Consider the following 14,778-nt stretch of genomic DNA (forward strand, 5'->3'; position numbering starts at 1 on the left):
ACCCCAACCGAGTCGATGGCCAAGCTGGAACGGTCCGCCGTAGCGGTTTGGCCCGGACATACCATAGGTCAATGCCCCAACCAATCAGCCGGTACGGGTTGATGTTCGCCACCATCCCGGCTGTAGAAAAGCTTGAGCGTATAGCCTCCACCCGCTTCGATGAAGTCAAGAGCGAAAGGATGGGTACCCTGTTTAAGGGCCACCTGACCGCTTTTCTCGATAGGGCCGTGATTACCGTCGTTGTCGATCACCGTTCGGTTGGCAATCCGCAGCACACCGCCATCGTCGGCAACCAGGAAAAAGCTATAAATACCCGTCATTGGTACGGTAATATAGCCTCGAAACTGAATCCCGAAACTGCCCGCTTTGGCAAGTTCGGGGACCTTCACCTGATTCACCACCACCGAATCAGAAGCGGTTGCCTGCTTCATAGCCGCTACATTTTTGAATTGTCCTTTCCGGTAAGTGCTCATTAGCCCGGCCTTACCGGATGATACCGGCATCGGTTCAGCCAGGGCTTGCTGTTGATACCGAAGCGTGTAGACATCACCCTGCAAGCCACTCGTTGTAAAAGCCGCCAGTTTCACCGTCGTTGGCTGGCTGATCCGCAACGATTCAGGCAGCACTGCCGAAGTCGCCTTTGGCAAGCCTCCATCGGTGGTGTAACGAACAACCAGATTATCCGTTGGTTTACGAACGCGCAACGCCGTTTGATCCGTGAATACATTCTCCTCGGCAAAGCCACTCAGGTCGGGCACGCGGTAGTGAACCCCCAGCGCATCCAGGCGCGGATAGTGCCGGGTCAGGCGTTGTCGATAGGCATCGTACTGATTCTGATTGGTCCAGAGTCGTTCGGCCAGGGCGGTCATGCGGGGCATCACCATGTAATCGACCCGATTTTCGGAGGGTATATATTCTGTCCAGGTGTTTGCCTGCGCCCCCAAAATGGATGTTGCTTCGGCGGAGGTCAGCCCGGCCGGAACGGGGTTGAACTGGTAGACATTCGCCAGCGAATTTTTATCGGGCAGCACATCGAAATAGAGGGTATTCACGGGCGTCATAACCACCGGATTCCCATTCCGAACTGCTTTCACGGGCGCATCGGTCACCCAGCTGCGCCAGTACATGACCGTGGCCGAGGGTTGCAGACCGCCCTCCAGTGCGTCGTCCCAGACCATGAGTTTTTTGCCTTTCGACAATAGGAATTTCTCGGTTCGGTGAACGAAATAGCTTTGCAGTTCTTCCACACTTTTAATTCCCTCCCGCTTCATCAACGCCTGACAGGCTGTGGACTGCGCCCAGGTCGATTTCTCCACTTCATCGGCCCCAATATGGATGTATTGACTCGGAAACAGCGCGGCTACCTCGCTCAGTACCGTTTCGGTGAAGGTGTAAGTAGGCTCGTTGCAGGGGCAGATGGGCACCGAAAACGTTTTCCCCCAGCCTTCCTGACCCGTGCAACTCAGAAACGGATACGCTTTGATAGCCGCCGTCAAATGGCCGGGCATGTCGATTTCCGGAATGATCTCGATATGCCGGGCGGCTGCGTACGTGATGAGTTCGCGCATCTGGTTCTGGGTGTAGAACCCGCCATACTGCGTTTTCCCATCTTTCTGCCGGAGGTACTGCTTCGGAAGGCTAAAATCAGGGTTTGTGACAGCCCGTTTCAGCACCACCGAATCCTGGTTATTAAACGTCCGCCAGGCCCCTTCACTGGTTAGTTTGGGATATGCCTTGATCTCCAGCCGCCAGCCCTGATCGTCAGTGAGGTGCAGGTGAAATTTATTGAACTTATAAAGGGCCAGCTGGTCAACGAATTTATGCAGGTAATCCATTGAGAAAAAGTGTCGCGACACGTCGAGGTGCATCCCCCGCCACGCATAGGCAGGCTGGTCGCGAATCTGTACCGCCGGGAGAGTCAGCGTAGCGGTCGCCTTTTTCTGCTCGATGCTTACGGGCAATAACTGCCGGATGGTCTGAATGGCCCGAAACATGCCTGACGGCTCTCTAGCCGTCAGGGTTACCGCTTTGGGCGTTATGGTAAGCCGATATCCTTCCGGGGCGGTAATGGATGGGTCATAGGTAAGCACGATCTGTGTACTGCTCCCACTCGTAGGTAATGGCTTGCCTACCCCGGATTTGAGCAACTGCTGCAACTGCCCGGCTTCGTTTTGGAAGCGGCTATCCTGTACAATCAGCGCAGTTTTCGGGCTGATAACAAACTGTCCTTCACCCGGTACCAGCGAGATCGGGTACGGGATAATCGGGTATGGGTCGGGCGTTTGTGCCTGACCCCCCCCGGCAATCAACAGAATGAGCCCGACTATAAAAACGATAGGTTTGATTTGCATTCGATTGAATCTACGTAAGGGAATCAGCGGGTCAGTACACCCAGCTCGGCAATGGAAACAGTGGTATCGCCAGCCTCGGTTGTTTCGAGGGCGTCGAACTTCAGGAAGCGGGCTGGTTGCGGCTTGTCGAAGCGGATCGCCTGCCCAACGGGGTTGTTGTTGATGTTGTTGAACGCCCCCTGGCTTACCGGCCCTGTCCACGTTTTCCCGTCCTCACTGACCGAAACGGCATACCGATACACGATACCCGTCTTTTTCCCATCCTGACGGGGCAGATACGTGAAGCCTTTCAGGGGCAGTCTCTCGCCCAGATCCAGCACCACTGATGTTGGACCTTCGGCCTGTTTGCGTTGCTGCCAGAACGAGTCCGCATTGCCGTCGATCAGTCGGGCAACGTCTTTTTTCGGCGTTGTCTCCCCGGTTGATACGACGGTCCATTTAGCAGAACTGATATCGAATTCGGTCGTTACGGGGCTGCTCGCTTTCTTCATGTTATCAATGAACGCACGGGCTTTTACGACCCCACCCTGCGGCAGGGCAACGGCTTTTGTAAAGCGCTGACTTTGGGCCGTGGGCTCCGAGCCATCGAGGGTATAAGTAATGACCGGGTCAGTTGTTTTGGGGCAGGCTATCGTAACCATACCCTCTTTGTTGCGGCTAATAACGGGCGTCACGATCAGCTCGGGCGCATTGTACATTTCGATGTGCCGAATCAGCGGACTGGCTTTCGACTCGTCGATGCTCACCCGGATTTTATTGGTCGTTACGGTCGGGAAGCGCAGAATACGCCGGTTGCCAATGGTTGTTCCGCTGGCAACGGTCTGGTAGCCGTCTTTCTGCCAAGCCGCTACCGAGAATTTCTTCACTCGCTGGCCCAGCGCAATGTACTCTTCAATGAGCAGGCGATTCAGGGTTGTGGGTTTGCCCAGATCAATATCGAGGGTTGCTTGTTTGGCGCCTTCGGCCGCTGCCCAATATGTATCCCGGCTGTTATCGAGCACGTTGCCGGCAGCAAAAGTCGCAGCCTTGCCAAACACGCTGTTGCTGGTAATTTTCTTACCTCCGGCCAGGTTATGTGTGGCCTTGTCGGTATAGGCTTTCAGCGCCATGAGCTGCTTCACATCGTTTTCGTGCACCAGCCCCCGCCGGTCCACGGGCAGGTTCAGGAGCCAGTTGCCGTTACGCCCAATGGAGCTGTAATAAATATCGACCAGATGTTCCAGCGATTTCACTTTATTGTCTTCGCTGGCGTGGTAGTACCAGCCCGGCCGGATGGAGCAGTTTACCTCCGTAGGCACCCAATGCGTACCGTCTTCATGCCCCAGCGTCAACTCCCAGTAATTGGGATAAGCAGGGTAAACTTTATCGCGGTTGAGCGTGCTCCAGTTGGTTTCACCCGCGTACCCGTCTTCGTTGCCCACCCATCGGATGTCGGGACCGGCATCGCTGAAGATAACGGCGTTGGGCTGGTATTTGCGTACCGTTTCGATGAATCCGGGCCAGTCGTACACCTGCTTTTTGCCGTTCGGTCCTTCGCCATTCGCGCCGTCGAACCAGACCTCAAACACATCGCCATACTGGGTCAGCACTTCCTGAAGGGTTTTCTTGAATACCTCATTGTATTCCGGCGTACCATAGGCGGGGTGGTTGCGGTCCCAGGGCGACAGGTACACGCCAAACTTCAGTCCGTACTCTTTACAGGCTTCCGACAGGTCTTTCAGCACATCGCCCTTCCCGTCTCTCCATTTGCTGTTTTTGACCGAGTGTTCGGCATATTTAGACGGCCACAGGCAGAAGCCATCGTGGTGTTTGGCTGTAATGACAATCCCTTCCATACCGGCCTCTTTTGCCACCCTCGCCCACTGCCGGCAATCAAGCTGCGTTGGGTTGAACTGATCGGGTGTTTCGGTGCCGTGTCCCCACTCTTCATTCGTGAAGGTGTTCATGTTGAAATGGACGAAGGCATAGTACTTGAGCTTATGCCACGCCAGTTGGCGGGCCGATGGTACGGCTCCATACGGGGCGGGTGTCTGGGCTAATGACAAAAGCGAAATACTAACAAAAGTGGCAAGGAGTGTAAGTCGACGCATAAGCTGAAACATGTAGGCTGGGGGCTGGTACTATCTGTTATCGAGAAACAGACAATTTTGACTAAGTTAATTTACATTACTGTTGGAGCAGGTGGGTTTTCAGCGGATTACCGCAAAAATACCCCGTTTCCTGAAAGTATTTCACAGGGAATATTTTTTGGCTAGCCGTCGAAATAAGTAAGCCATGATCAATGTCCGACTTTACCGCAATACGCCAGTTCGCGCAGCGTACTGTTCAGCCGGATTGATTTATTCCGAAGACTTTCTGAGAAATTGTGGAAAACTCGCGTCGTCACTTCCTGAAAAACAGTGCCTCTGTAGCCGCCCTTTCACTAGCTGGTCAGCAACCAGACATTCCCGCTCAATCAGGCACTTTGCCCCTCGCCTACGTTAAAGACGCGGGTATGCAGTTTTGTCTGGCTCATTTTTACGGCATGGACAAAAGGCGCATCGAACTGTCGAAGCAGCTTCAGGTCATGAATGCCGTAGGGGGCATCAACGCCCGGCCGCTGGGCATTACCGACGCTCAACCGTGGGAGTACAAAGCCATTATGGCGGTTAAAGACGCCTGGACGAAGGAGGGACTGACGTTCAAAGTCGTTGAGGGTCCACCCGCCCTCTACGAAAAAACCAAGCTGGGGCTGTCCGGCCGTGATGAAGAGATCGATAACTTCATTCAGTTTGTCCGAAATCTGACGCATGCGCCCCAACCATGTGCCGACCATGGCTGGGGACAGCAACGACCACCCCGGCTATAGTAATATCGGGGCGCTCTTTGCCATCGGCTACATGCGAGGATTGATAGAAGCCATCGCCAAACAGCACCGTTGACCGAAGACCGGTTTACCCGACAAACTGGTCACTAGTCAGGCAGACGTGGAAGTCATTAAGATAAGATTTGAAATCAGGAGCATCAGACACAACTTGTCTAACGGTTGATATTTTGTAAGGTAGTAGGCTTAGGTGGAGAATCTACAAACAGAATAAATCCATCTAAAAGCTGCGGTTTGATGCAGCTACTAATTTCCTGACAATAGGTGATCGCCTGGCAACCGTACTGGCAGACCGTGGATTAAAACAGCGGCTACTACTTGGAAGATAGCCAACGAACCTTGCGCATTGCCGCTGGCTTTGAAAAGTGGTTAGTTTAAGACCTTCTCCACAACATGATCTTCATCGTACTCTCTTTTTTTACTATTACTAAGTAGCCTAGTTTATAAAAGCTTATGAACTGTCGAACAGTGAATACATACTTTACCAAACGACCATTTGCCAAAGTATACTTCAAATTAGGCTAGTAGTTATTTGACCTCTTGCTGAAAACACCGTAGATTCTGGCATTATTTTTCTAGAAAATCTTTTTAAGGCAGGTTGATTCTGTATTTGCAGGAAAGTGTTAACTTGTCCTACGTATCTTTCGAAATAATTTAGGTCGGTAGTAGCTATGGCTTATCAACTGAAAGTCGATGATCTCAACGAGACGGTTGAGGCTGTATTGACATGCATTCGACAGATGGCCGCTACTAACAAAGCGATTAAAACCCTTGAATAGCGTACTCACTTGGATAACCAGCAAAACTATATCCATAAGGTAAACAATTCATCGCTCAGGAAAGATTGTGAGGAAGTCCTACTTTACAACCAGTTCTATCAGCATAATAGCCCTCAAGATTGATGAAAAAGCAACGTCATTTGCCATCTAATTTTGAGCGTATTTCTAAATGAAACTGATTTAATTAAAAGAATAATTTATTAGTTGGGAACATATCAACTGGCTTTAAAAAAAAATATTAATATACCTTCGCAAGCGAAGAGAATACCTTTTCAACAATGAAGTATTATTAAAATAGTATCCTGGGAGTAAGTCCAAAAAAAAATTGAAATTTAGGCAATGCTCAAATATATAAACGGATCGTACATACTGCTTAAAATCTGTTTTCTTATGATGTTGTACCGATTATCTTTAAATGGATCCCGAGTTAAGCATAATCTAGTATAGTAAACTACGAGGATCTTTTTTGTCATGTCATTCAAAGAAAGTCGATACTTACAGTGTTCATATAATAAGCTAACTACTGTGTGTTAAGGAATTATAAAGATACTTAGCCCCTACCCTTAAATTAAAAACCATGAATAAAAACAACTATATTAGCACATATGTAATAAAATTTTTTTGTATTGTTTTTCATATTGCTATAATGAGTATTCTTATTGTAACAAAGGGTAATCTCATTATTACAACATGTTTACAGAACTCACTTTAATGTTATATAGCCCAATAAGAACATGCGAAAACTTGATAGTTTAGTACTATTGCGAGCAGTGGCAGTAATGGCTGTCTGATTGTGTCATTTAAGTCATCCGTTGGAATCTAGAAGTACAATTGGAATGACATTTAATATACTTCATGAGTATGGTAAGTACGGAGTGCAGATTTTCTTTGTTGTCTCAGGTTTTGTAATACCATTAAGTTTAAAAAAATCTAATTATGATGAACGCGGGTATCCTCGTTTTTTATGGAAACGAGTACTAAGGCTTCATCCACCTTATTAAATTGCATTAGGTTTAACAATAGTTATCATGTATTTTTCTTATAAAATGCGTGGTTTATCTTCGCCTAAAACGATTTCCACAGTTATAGAAAGTTTTTTCTATTTGCATTTACCTGCAGATAATCCAGTTTTCTGGACTTTAGCAATGGAAGCCCAATATTATATTCTCATTGGAATATTGTACTTATTTATTGTTAAAAGACCCGAAATGGCTGTACTAATTCTTGTACCTATTTCTATCACATGACACCAACTGCATATTGGCGAGTATATATCTTTCTTTTCTTATTTTATGTATTTTTTGATCGGCATTATTGATTTCTTGTTATATAGCCAGTTAGGGTCTTCATCAATGAATTATGGCGGAATTATTTTATTACTAATATATACATGTTTTTTTGATGAAGTTCCGGCTTCTGTAGCTGCGCTATTAGCGATCACGTGTATTTTATGGTATCATAATTCTGTGCCATCGCCAATAATGATTATTGGTGAAATGTCATATTCATTATATTTGATTCATTTCCCTATAGGTGTGAAGTTTTTAAATCTAATGAATCGTTATGTAGACTCATCACAAAAATGGGTTCTTTTTGTTCCATCTCTATTAACTGTTCTCCTATTCTCTTGGATATTTTATAAAGTAATTGAGAAACCATTTGCAGATATTTCCAGTAAAATTAAATACAGACGTATTTTGGAGCCCATCCCTGATGCAGTTTAGGACACTGTGTTAAAATTAAAAATTTGTCCTCAACATCTTCTAAGTTAAGGATTTACCAATGATATTGATAGGCCATCCAAATACTATAGGTTCCTAATTTTAAGCTGAGTTGATTTATGTCAAATCAACTCAGCTTATAGACTAATCTTAGTGTTCGTGAACGGCCTTATGCTCTCATTACATGTGTATAGCTACGCTAAGCCAATGGATGATAAATGAGTTGCTAATTGCTCACCATTCTATTAAATAGGGTTAAGCTGAGCAGCAGAGGTACCCAGCTTTCCAGTTACAACTCCGCTCTCCGTTCGGCCATGTGCAGGTCGTGGCTACACAGCAGACAAATAGCGTCGTTTTTGTTCAGTTGATGATTGGAATGGTGGTACTTCCAACGTATTCCCAACAGACCGTGTAGGTATGGTGTCATTTTACATCACTGACTAAATACAAATACATCAGGGTTTTGCCAGCCCTGCTTCGGCCACAAGCGTCAGCAATGCGGCCTGAATCGCCTTGTGGGCATCCTTGTCGTACCACCACTCATTAAGCGCATGGTTGCCGCCCGTTATGCCTCCCTGACCGATAGTAACCGCCGGAATTCCTTTCGAGATGGGGATGTTCCCGTTTGTAGAGCCGCGTCCAATCTTAGGCGATTCGCCGAAGTAAGCGATAGCGGCCATGGATCGCTGCACCAGGGGAAGGGTTTCGGGTAATTCGCCGGAGGGCCGCTCGCCAATCCGGACAAACTCCACGGTTAAGGCTGGCCCCGACCGGCGCATCTGGTTGTGTTCTTCGAGTGCTTTCTGAACAGACGATTTCAGCAGTGAATCAATGAGCACGAGGTTTTCCGGAATTTCTGAACGCATGTCCACTTCCATCCAGGAAGAAAACGGGATGGAGTTAACGGACGTTCCTCCGCCAATCCGGCCTACGTTAAAACTAGTGCGTGCACCGGTACGGGTGAATTTGTCGGCCGCTTTCGAAAAGTAGTGGATGGCCGAACCCAGCGCGTGCTGGGGGTTTGCCAGCCCGAAAGCCCCCCACGAGTGTCCACCGGGACCTTTGAATGTGATCCGGTAGCGGTTAGACCCTAAGCCCATATTACTGGCCCGCCCCATGGCACCTGCTTCAATGGAAATCCAGGAGTCGATCCGGCGGCTTTCGTTACTGAACAGGTGTTTTACACCGCGTAAGTCTCCCAGGCCTTCTTCGCCGACAGAACCTACAAACAATACATCGGCTTGCGTTTCGATACCGGCATCTTCCAGTGCCCGCAGCACCGACACCACCGCTACCAGCCCGCGCGTGTCATCGCCAATACCCGGCGCGAACAGGGTGTCTCCTTTCGCTTTTACCCGAACGTCTGTTTCGGCTGGAAACACAGTGTCCAGGTGACCATCGAGGGCCACACAGCGTTTGCGCTGTTTGCCTTTTCGAAGGGCAAGTACGTTACCCACTTTATCGGTCCAGACCGAGTCGGCACCCGCTTCTTTGAGCATGGCTGCGAACTCGATGCCCCGTTTTTCTTCCATAAACGGCGGAGCCGGAATTTCGGTAAGTTTAATCAGCTCATCGCGGTTGCGCTTGGTTTGAGCGACAATAAACTGAAACGCCTTTTGAATCTGCTTGGCTTTGGCTAACTGGTAAATTTCCTTACTGTACTGGGCCTGCACGTTAGCCGCTTTACCCGGTTCCAAATCCTGCGCCCGAATGGTTTGGGTAACGAGGAGGAAGCCAGTCAATAATCCGATAAGACAGGTGGGTATCCTTTTTTTCATGCTGTTTTTATTAAAGTTGGCCTGTAGCGTTTGAGGTGGTCAAGATACTGCTTTTTGAACGTGCATGCTGCCGTATTATCCACCGATTCGGGTATATTCACTACAGACAGGCAATAGAAACAACCAAAAAATGAAGGTTTTACTTCGATTTTCAGATGTCAAAACATACCGTAATACCGCGTCAGCTTACGGCAATAACGGCCATCGATTTGGAAACCGATCCGATACAAAGTCCCGTTTTACCAGTTTGCGAAACTCAGTATCCGTCTCCGCAGAGCCGACACCCCCAAAAAACGATTCTCCGCTTAACAAAATAGCGACCAAGTCGAACAGGACTTCACTCAGGCAGACCGGGCATTTACAAATGGTCTGGTCGTTTGGGCAATAGCTCCGTTTAGCATGACGTTTACTGATGAAAAAACCTGGTGGTATGAAACGGGCTCTGCATTGGACTGCTCTCCTCCTGAACATAGGGCTACACATTCCCTTTTCCAAGGCACAGTCGGGGTATCCCCCTCCCTGCAGTGAGGCAAAACAGGTCAAGCTGGATACCGATCAAACAAAGCGGCAACTCTTATCCAACTTTATCAGTAGTTGTGTGCGAAACAACTACTGGAAAAACGACAAAGGAATTGTTCTGCTTAGCCAATATCAAAACGAAGAAGGAAACGCATGCTGGTTGTTGTCACCTGCAATCGACGACCACTATAAAGACAATCCACCAGGCCACTTTGCCTCGTTTCAGGGGGATATTATCCTGGTTTTCGAGGCCGATTCACGGAGGAACATCAAACCGGCAACCGGCAACAAAAACGCGCTGAATCAGTGTCTGGAACAGATCATCGGCGACCGTGTTTACCCGCGTCCTGCAATTAAAACGCGTTGGACGGATAGTGTGATGCCGTTCACGAACCGTAACCTAAACGAGGGAGCCCGACGAATCTCAGGCGGAAACGGAGGAAGCCTGATCATAATTTTCAAGCCCGACGGCAGCTACCAAACGTTATTACCTGTCTAAGTTTTACCGTGATGTTTGTTTTCATAGCCTGATCAGGAACCCCTAGATATTGATAAACCAGCTGACAGTTGCCCAATATTGATGCGCCTGACGGGGCTTGTCAAACTCATTGACACGGTACTCAACCCCCAGTTCAACTTTATTATCCTTCACGGCATTGTAGCCCATGGCAAACGAAGCCCGAATTTCCAGATCGGTACGTCCGGGCGCCCAAATACCCAGGTACTCGTTATTAAATTTCACATACATCTCGTTGGGGTCGATCTGCCTGCCGTTCAGGGCTTTTTCCAGACTAAGCCTGTACCTCAGTCTAACTTCTACGGGTTCGTCCGGTCGGAAAGTCTCGTCGACGACAACCCGGTGCGCCACGGTAATCAAGGCAAGGTCATTGACCAAGTTTGCCTGCTGAATCAATCGATGGATAAGCTGATGATCTTCAAACCGGATCAAATAACCACCACCCAGGGTCGTATTCAGGGACGCTTTTTTTGTGAGCACCAGGGCCAGATCCGTTCGCTCATACCGGAACTGATTTTTTTTCGACTCGTTTGGCCTGCGTTCAGAAACTAGCTGACGGGATTCGAGCTTTGTGTTAAGCCTGAATTTCTTCGGCAGCGAGAAATTAACGTTTAGCTGCGGGAGCGTGCCCGCTACGTACCTATCCTGAGCGAAGGCAGGCCAGGCAGCGAAAAGCAGCACAAACGCAACAACGAAGACGTTACTCATCAGTAAATCAGGTTATTGTTATTTCGCTGTACCAACTGGTGAATGCTGACGATCACTCCATTCTGTTCACACAGTACTTCGTAGTAGCTGGCGGAACGATTCTTTCGGGCTTTTAAAATCAATTCGTACCGGATTTTAACGGAGGAGGGCAGTTTGTTGGTCAGAATGGCTGTTTTTAGATCGTCCGGGCCGGCAGTCCACTGCAATTGCGTTTTAACAACGGCGAACTGATCAAACTTCCGGCTCAGCCCTTCGCTCAGTGTTTGCCTGGTTTGCGCGGGTATCTGGTTGAACCGGCGCTGTATCTCAACGTCCTGAATCTTACCCGACGGGTCAAATTCGATACTGTATCGCTTTCCTCCCGACTTTAATTTGGCCTCGATGGTCGTTCCCGTCAAGCTTACCTCACCATACCAGTGAATGGTTGCTTTCGTAAATACATCGTTGATAAAGCGGGCGGCCTGTTGCGGAACGGCACTTGGTTTTATGGTGTATTCCCGCTCGTATTTCTGTTGCCCGAAGCAGGGTAAAACCAGAAGCATACAGACTGCGGCAAGGGATAAAATAGACTTCATATTAACCATGTTTGGCGGGCAGTAGGTCGGCAGAATGGACCAGAAGCAGGGCCGGAACTATGCAGTTGCCTTCTTTACCCGGCCGGCGGTCTTACTTATCCGTTTTGGCTGGCCGTACGGTTTTTAACTGAATTAAGTCCACTAGAAAAGCGAAGGCCATGGAGAAATAGATATAGCCTTTCGGAATAGCGAAATGGAGCCCCTCTGCCACCAGCGACATACCGATGATCAACAGGAAACACAGCGCCAGAATTTTGAAAGAGGGGTGTTTGCTGATAAACGAAGCGATTGGTTTAGACGCCACAAGCATGACGCCTACCGTAACGACAACAGCCGTATACATAACCCACAACTGATCGACCATACCAACGGCGGTGATGATCGAGTCGACAGAAAAGACCATATCCAGAATGAGCACCTGAATCAACAGATCCCGGAAGGTCGCTTTGGTCGTATCGGGTGCGTTGGCATCGTCGCCTAACTCGGCTTTGTGGTAAATTTCTTTGGTGCTTTTATACAGCAGAAAAAGGCCTCCTGCCAGCAGAATCAGACCTTTGCCGCTGAAATCAATCGTCCCGATGGTAAACAGGGTTTTATCCAGTTGCAGAATCCAGGATAAGAGTGCCAGCAGGATCAACCTCATGATCATGGCCAGGCCAAGCCCCCAATAGCGCAACCGGTCGCGCTGCTCAACCGGCAGTTTGTCGGCCAGTATGGAAATAAAAATAATGTTATCGATGCCCAGAATTACTTCCAGAACAATGAGCGTAATCAATGGAACCAGGTTGTCCGCAAAACTCATAAATTCCTAACGCGATCAGATACAAAATTGATTTTTTGACGATTAAATAAGGGTGCACAACCAACCCTGCTCTGGGTTTACAACGGTATCTGTGTGTCAAAACACCTGCTTTATTTCACAGACGCCATTCTTCAGCTCACTGATTTCAAACGACTTGCTAAAATAACGAAAAACAATTCGGCATGACTTTAATCTCATTTTAATCTATAAAAAGATCGTTGTCGAAATTGTTTGAAGAACCCCTCAACATCCTACACAAAAGCAGCCTAGTCTAAATTTAACCGCCCTATACTCCCTTTTTCCAGTTAGCTCCTCAACAATACCGCTGAAACCAGGGAAACGTCCTGATCATGGTGCCGCTGCCATAAAATCTCTTGTTTTTACTGCAACACCATCTATTTGTACCGCGATCCGCCACCCTTTCCGCCGTAGGTTTGCTCTGGCAACAGACAGATAACAGCGCAGGCCTATCTATCTGTTTATCAAAGCAATAACTTAAGCCATACAGCCCAAAAACAAGTACTAAACAACTCGATCAATTCCTTATTCACCAGCGGTCATGCAGTTAGATAACCGTGTTGCATGGAGCGCGGCAAGTACACCCCGCCTTTGGCCCATGTTCAGTTAACCCCAGCAAGCTTTCAATCTATTAATACACTTAACGCCAAACAACATGAGCAAGATCACAGTAAGTGACGGTACCGAGATTTACTACAAAGATTGGGGCACAGGCCAGCCAATCGTTTTTCACCACGGATGGCCGCTCTCCAGCGACGACTGGGACGCCCAAATGATGTTTTTCGTAGCGCAGGGATATCGTGTGATTGCGCACGATCGACGTGGGCACGGCCGATCATCCCAGACCTCTGAAGGGCACAACATGGACACGTACGTTGCCGATGTAGCGGAACTTGTTCAGTTCCTTGACCTGAAAGATGCCATCCACATTGGCCACTCGACGGGGGGTGGCGAAGTGATTCGGTACGTAGCTAAACATGGACGGGGCCGGGTAGCTAAAGCTGTACTGATCAGTGCCGTAACCCCGCTGATGGTCCAGACCGAAGCCAACCCGGACGGTGTTCCGATGTCGGTATTCGATGAAATACGCGAAGGTACGGCCAAACACCGGCCCCAGTATTTTCTGGATTTCACCATTCCTTTTTACGGGTACAATCGCGAAGGCGCAACCATATCGCAGGGCATCCGTGACAACTGGTGGCGGCAGGGCATGATGGGGAGCGTTAAAGCCCATCACGATGGCATCAAGGCCTTTTCGGAAACCGATTTTACGGAGGACCTCAAAAGTGCAGATATGCCCATACTGGTTCTGCACGGGGAAGACGACCAAATCGTTCCGTTCCTTATTTCCGGAGCCAAGGCGGTAAAGTTATTAAAACACGGTAAACTGATTTCGTACCCGGGCTTTCCGCACGGCATGCCCACGACCGAAGCCGCAACCATTAACGCCGATCTACTGGCTTTTATCAAGTCGTAAGGATGACACTAATTCATAATGACTGGCTTCGTCAATTGGACTAGTGTTTTTAACAAAACCGGACTACAATTGTAGCCCGGTTTTGTTTGTAAGTTTGCCCATTACCAAACGATAACAATGGAGCAGATACAAATACAACAGGCTTTTACAGACGATGTAGACGTGGTTCAGTTAATCGGAAGAGAAACTTTTTTCGAGACCTTTTCGCCATCCAATACAGAGACAGATATGAAAAAGTATCTGGAAGAGAGCTTTAGTGACGAAAGAGTAAAATCAGAGTTAAGTAATCCAGATTCGTTATTTTTCGTTGCCTGGGAAGGCGATAAGGCCATAGGGTATTTGAAAGTGAATGTTGGCAAAGCACAGACGGAGCTACAGGATGAAACCTCCCTCGAAATAGAACGCATCTATGTAAAAAGAGCGTATCATGGCCAAAAAGTTGGTCAGCTCCTTTATGAAAAAGCATTGGCGATTGCTGAACTGCAGAACAAATCATCGCTCTGGTTGGGCGTGTGGGAAGCGAACCCTAAGGCCATACGATTCTATGAAAAGAATGGTTTTGTTGCCTTTGATAAGCATATTTTCAAAATGGGAGACGATGAACAGATAGACGTGATGATGCGAAAAGTAATTAACTAACCTAAAAAAGGAGCTTATCGGCTCCTTTTTT

13 protein-coding genes are annotated in these 14,778 nt (G+C 48.2%); 7 read left to right on the forward strand and 6 right to left on the reverse strand.

All coding sequences use genetic code 11. The features are described 5' to 3' along the window. Positions 1 to 68 precede the first annotated feature (68 nt). Positions 69 to 2,351 carry a family 20 glycosylhydrolase gene (locus tag ACYVJM_RS09495; RefSeq protein ID WP_461147984.1) on the reverse strand — a complete coding sequence of 761 codons (2,283 nt, stop codon included), beginning with the start codon at positions 2,349 to 2,351 and terminating at the stop codon, positions 69 to 71. Positions 2,352 to 2,374: 23 nt separating this feature from the next. Further along, positions 2,375 to 4,441: an alpha-L-fucosidase gene (locus ACYVJM_RS09500; RefSeq protein WP_461147985.1), complete on the reverse strand. Its 2,067-nt coding sequence runs from the start codon at positions 4,439 to 4,441 to the stop codon at positions 2,375 to 2,377. Between the two features lie 275 nt (positions 4,442 to 4,716). Here ACYVJM_RS09500 and ACYVJM_RS09505 point away from each other — a divergent pair, with 275 nt between their 5' ends. The 4 genes from ACYVJM_RS09505 (at position 4,717) to ACYVJM_RS09520 (ending at position 7,717) form a co-directional block, all read left to right on the forward strand. Further along, positions 4,717 to 5,199 carry a mannonate dehydratase gene (locus tag ACYVJM_RS09505; RefSeq protein ID WP_461147986.1) on the forward strand — a complete coding sequence of 161 codons (483 nt, stop codon included), beginning with the start codon at positions 4,717 to 4,719 and terminating at the stop codon, positions 5,197 to 5,199. Further along, positions 5,165 to 5,272 (forward strand): hypothetical protein, encoded by a 108-nt coding sequence (locus ACYVJM_RS09510; protein WP_461147987.1) that lies wholly within the window; start codon positions 5,165 to 5,167, stop codon positions 5,270 to 5,272. The genes ACYVJM_RS09505 and ACYVJM_RS09510 overlap by 35 nt, the downstream gene beginning before the upstream one ends. 1,533 nt (positions 5,273 to 6,805) lie before the next feature. After that, positions 6,806 to 6,994 (forward strand): acyltransferase family protein, encoded by a 189-nt coding sequence (locus ACYVJM_RS09515; RefSeq protein ID WP_461147988.1) that lies wholly within the window; start codon positions 6,806 to 6,808, stop codon positions 6,992 to 6,994. Between the two features lie 291 nt (positions 6,995 to 7,285). After that, positions 7,286 to 7,717, forward strand: a complete 432-nt coding sequence (locus ACYVJM_RS09520; protein ID WP_461147989.1) for an acyltransferase family protein — start codon at positions 7,286 to 7,288, stop codon at positions 7,715 to 7,717. A gap of 452 nt (positions 7,718 to 8,169) precedes the next feature. Here the strand turns inward: ACYVJM_RS09520 and ACYVJM_RS09525 are convergent, their stop codons facing one another. After that, on the reverse strand, positions 8,170 to 9,492 hold the full coding sequence (locus tag ACYVJM_RS09525) for a M20/M25/M40 family metallo-hydrolase (RefSeq protein WP_461147990.1): 1,323 nt from the start codon (positions 9,490 to 9,492) through the stop codon (positions 8,170 to 8,172). 412 nt (positions 9,493 to 9,904) lie between these two features. On the opposite strand from ACYVJM_RS09525, the gene ACYVJM_RS09530 reads away from it, so the two are divergent. Further along, a complete protein-coding gene (locus ACYVJM_RS09530; RefSeq protein WP_461147991.1) occupies positions 9,905 to 10,510 on the forward strand; it encodes a hypothetical protein in 606 nt (201 codons plus the stop codon). Between the two features lie 42 nt (positions 10,511 to 10,552). Here the strand turns inward: ACYVJM_RS09530 and ACYVJM_RS09535 are convergent, their stop codons facing one another. From ACYVJM_RS09535 to ACYVJM_RS09545, 3 genes are all read right to left on the reverse strand, one after another. Further along, positions 10,553 to 11,236 carry a DUF2490 domain-containing protein gene (locus ACYVJM_RS09535; RefSeq protein ID WP_461147992.1) on the reverse strand — a complete coding sequence of 228 codons (684 nt, stop codon included), beginning with the start codon at positions 11,234 to 11,236 and terminating at the stop codon, positions 10,553 to 10,555. After that, entirely contained in the window at positions 11,236 to 11,778 is a 543-nt protein-coding gene (locus ACYVJM_RS09540; RefSeq protein ID WP_461147993.1) for a hypothetical protein, read from the reverse strand. The genes ACYVJM_RS09535 and ACYVJM_RS09540 overlap by 1 nt, the downstream gene beginning before the upstream one ends. A gap of 124 nt (positions 11,779 to 11,902) precedes the next feature. Then, the gene (locus tag ACYVJM_RS09545; RefSeq protein WP_461147994.1) at positions 11,903 to 12,613 is read right to left on the reverse strand and encodes a TerC family protein; all 711 of its coding nucleotides are present in this window, start codon (positions 12,611 to 12,613) and stop codon (positions 11,903 to 11,905) included. A gap of 673 nt (positions 12,614 to 13,286) precedes the next feature. Between ACYVJM_RS09545 and ACYVJM_RS09550 the strand changes: the two genes are divergently transcribed. Both ACYVJM_RS09550 and ACYVJM_RS09555 read left to right on the forward strand, forming a co-directional pair. Beyond that, the gene (locus ACYVJM_RS09550) at positions 13,287 to 14,108 is read left to right on the forward strand and encodes an alpha/beta fold hydrolase (protein WP_461147995.1); all 822 of its coding nucleotides are present in this window, start codon (positions 13,287 to 13,289) and stop codon (positions 14,106 to 14,108) included. Positions 14,109 to 14,225: 117 nt separating this feature from the next. Continuing rightward, on the forward strand, positions 14,226 to 14,747 hold the full coding sequence (locus ACYVJM_RS09555; RefSeq protein WP_461147996.1) for a GNAT family N-acetyltransferase: 522 nt from the start codon (positions 14,226 to 14,228) through the stop codon (positions 14,745 to 14,747). The last annotated feature ends 31 nt before the right edge of the window (positions 14,748 to 14,778 follow it).

It is taken from the genome of Spirosoma pulveris (assembly GCF_054781875.1).

Excerpts from the sequence above, each read along its gene's own strand:
- ACYVJM_RS09495 (WP_461147984.1), bottom strand. The coding sequence starts at position 2,351 with ATGCAAATCAAACCTATCGTTTTTATAGTCGGGCTCATTCTGTTGATT.
- ACYVJM_RS09500 (WP_461147985.1), bottom strand. The coding sequence starts at position 4,441 with ATGCGTCGACTTACACTCCTTGCCACTTTTGTTAGTATTTCGCTTTTG.
- ACYVJM_RS09510 (WP_461147987.1), top strand. The coding sequence starts at position 5,165 with ATGGCTGGGGACAGCAACGACCACCCCGGCTATAGTAATATCGGGGCG.
- ACYVJM_RS09520 (WP_461147989.1), top strand. The coding sequence starts at position 7,286 with ATGTATTTTTTGATCGGCATTATTGATTTCTTGTTATATAGCCAGTTA.
- ACYVJM_RS09525 (WP_461147990.1), bottom strand. The coding sequence starts at position 9,492 with ATGAAAAAAAGGATACCCACCTGTCTTATCGGATTATTGACTGGCTTC.
- ACYVJM_RS09530 (WP_461147991.1), top strand. The coding sequence starts at position 9,905 with ATGAAAAAACCTGGTGGTATGAAACGGGCTCTGCATTGGACTGCTCTC.
- ACYVJM_RS09535 (WP_461147992.1), bottom strand. The coding sequence starts at position 11,236 with ATGAGTAACGTCTTCGTTGTTGCGTTTGTGCTGCTTTTCGCTGCCTGG.
- ACYVJM_RS09540 (WP_461147993.1), bottom strand. The coding sequence starts at position 11,778 with ATGCTTCTGGTTTTACCCTGCTTCGGGCAACAGAAATACGAGCGGGAA.
- ACYVJM_RS09545 (WP_461147994.1), bottom strand. The coding sequence starts at position 12,613 with ATGAGTTTTGCGGACAACCTGGTTCCATTGATTACGCTCATTGTTCTG.
- ACYVJM_RS09550 (WP_461147995.1), top strand. The coding sequence starts at position 13,287 with ATGAGCAAGATCACAGTAAGTGACGGTACCGAGATTTACTACAAAGAT.
- ACYVJM_RS09555 (WP_461147996.1), top strand. The coding sequence starts at position 14,226 with ATGGAGCAGATACAAATACAACAGGCTTTTACAGACGATGTAGACGTG.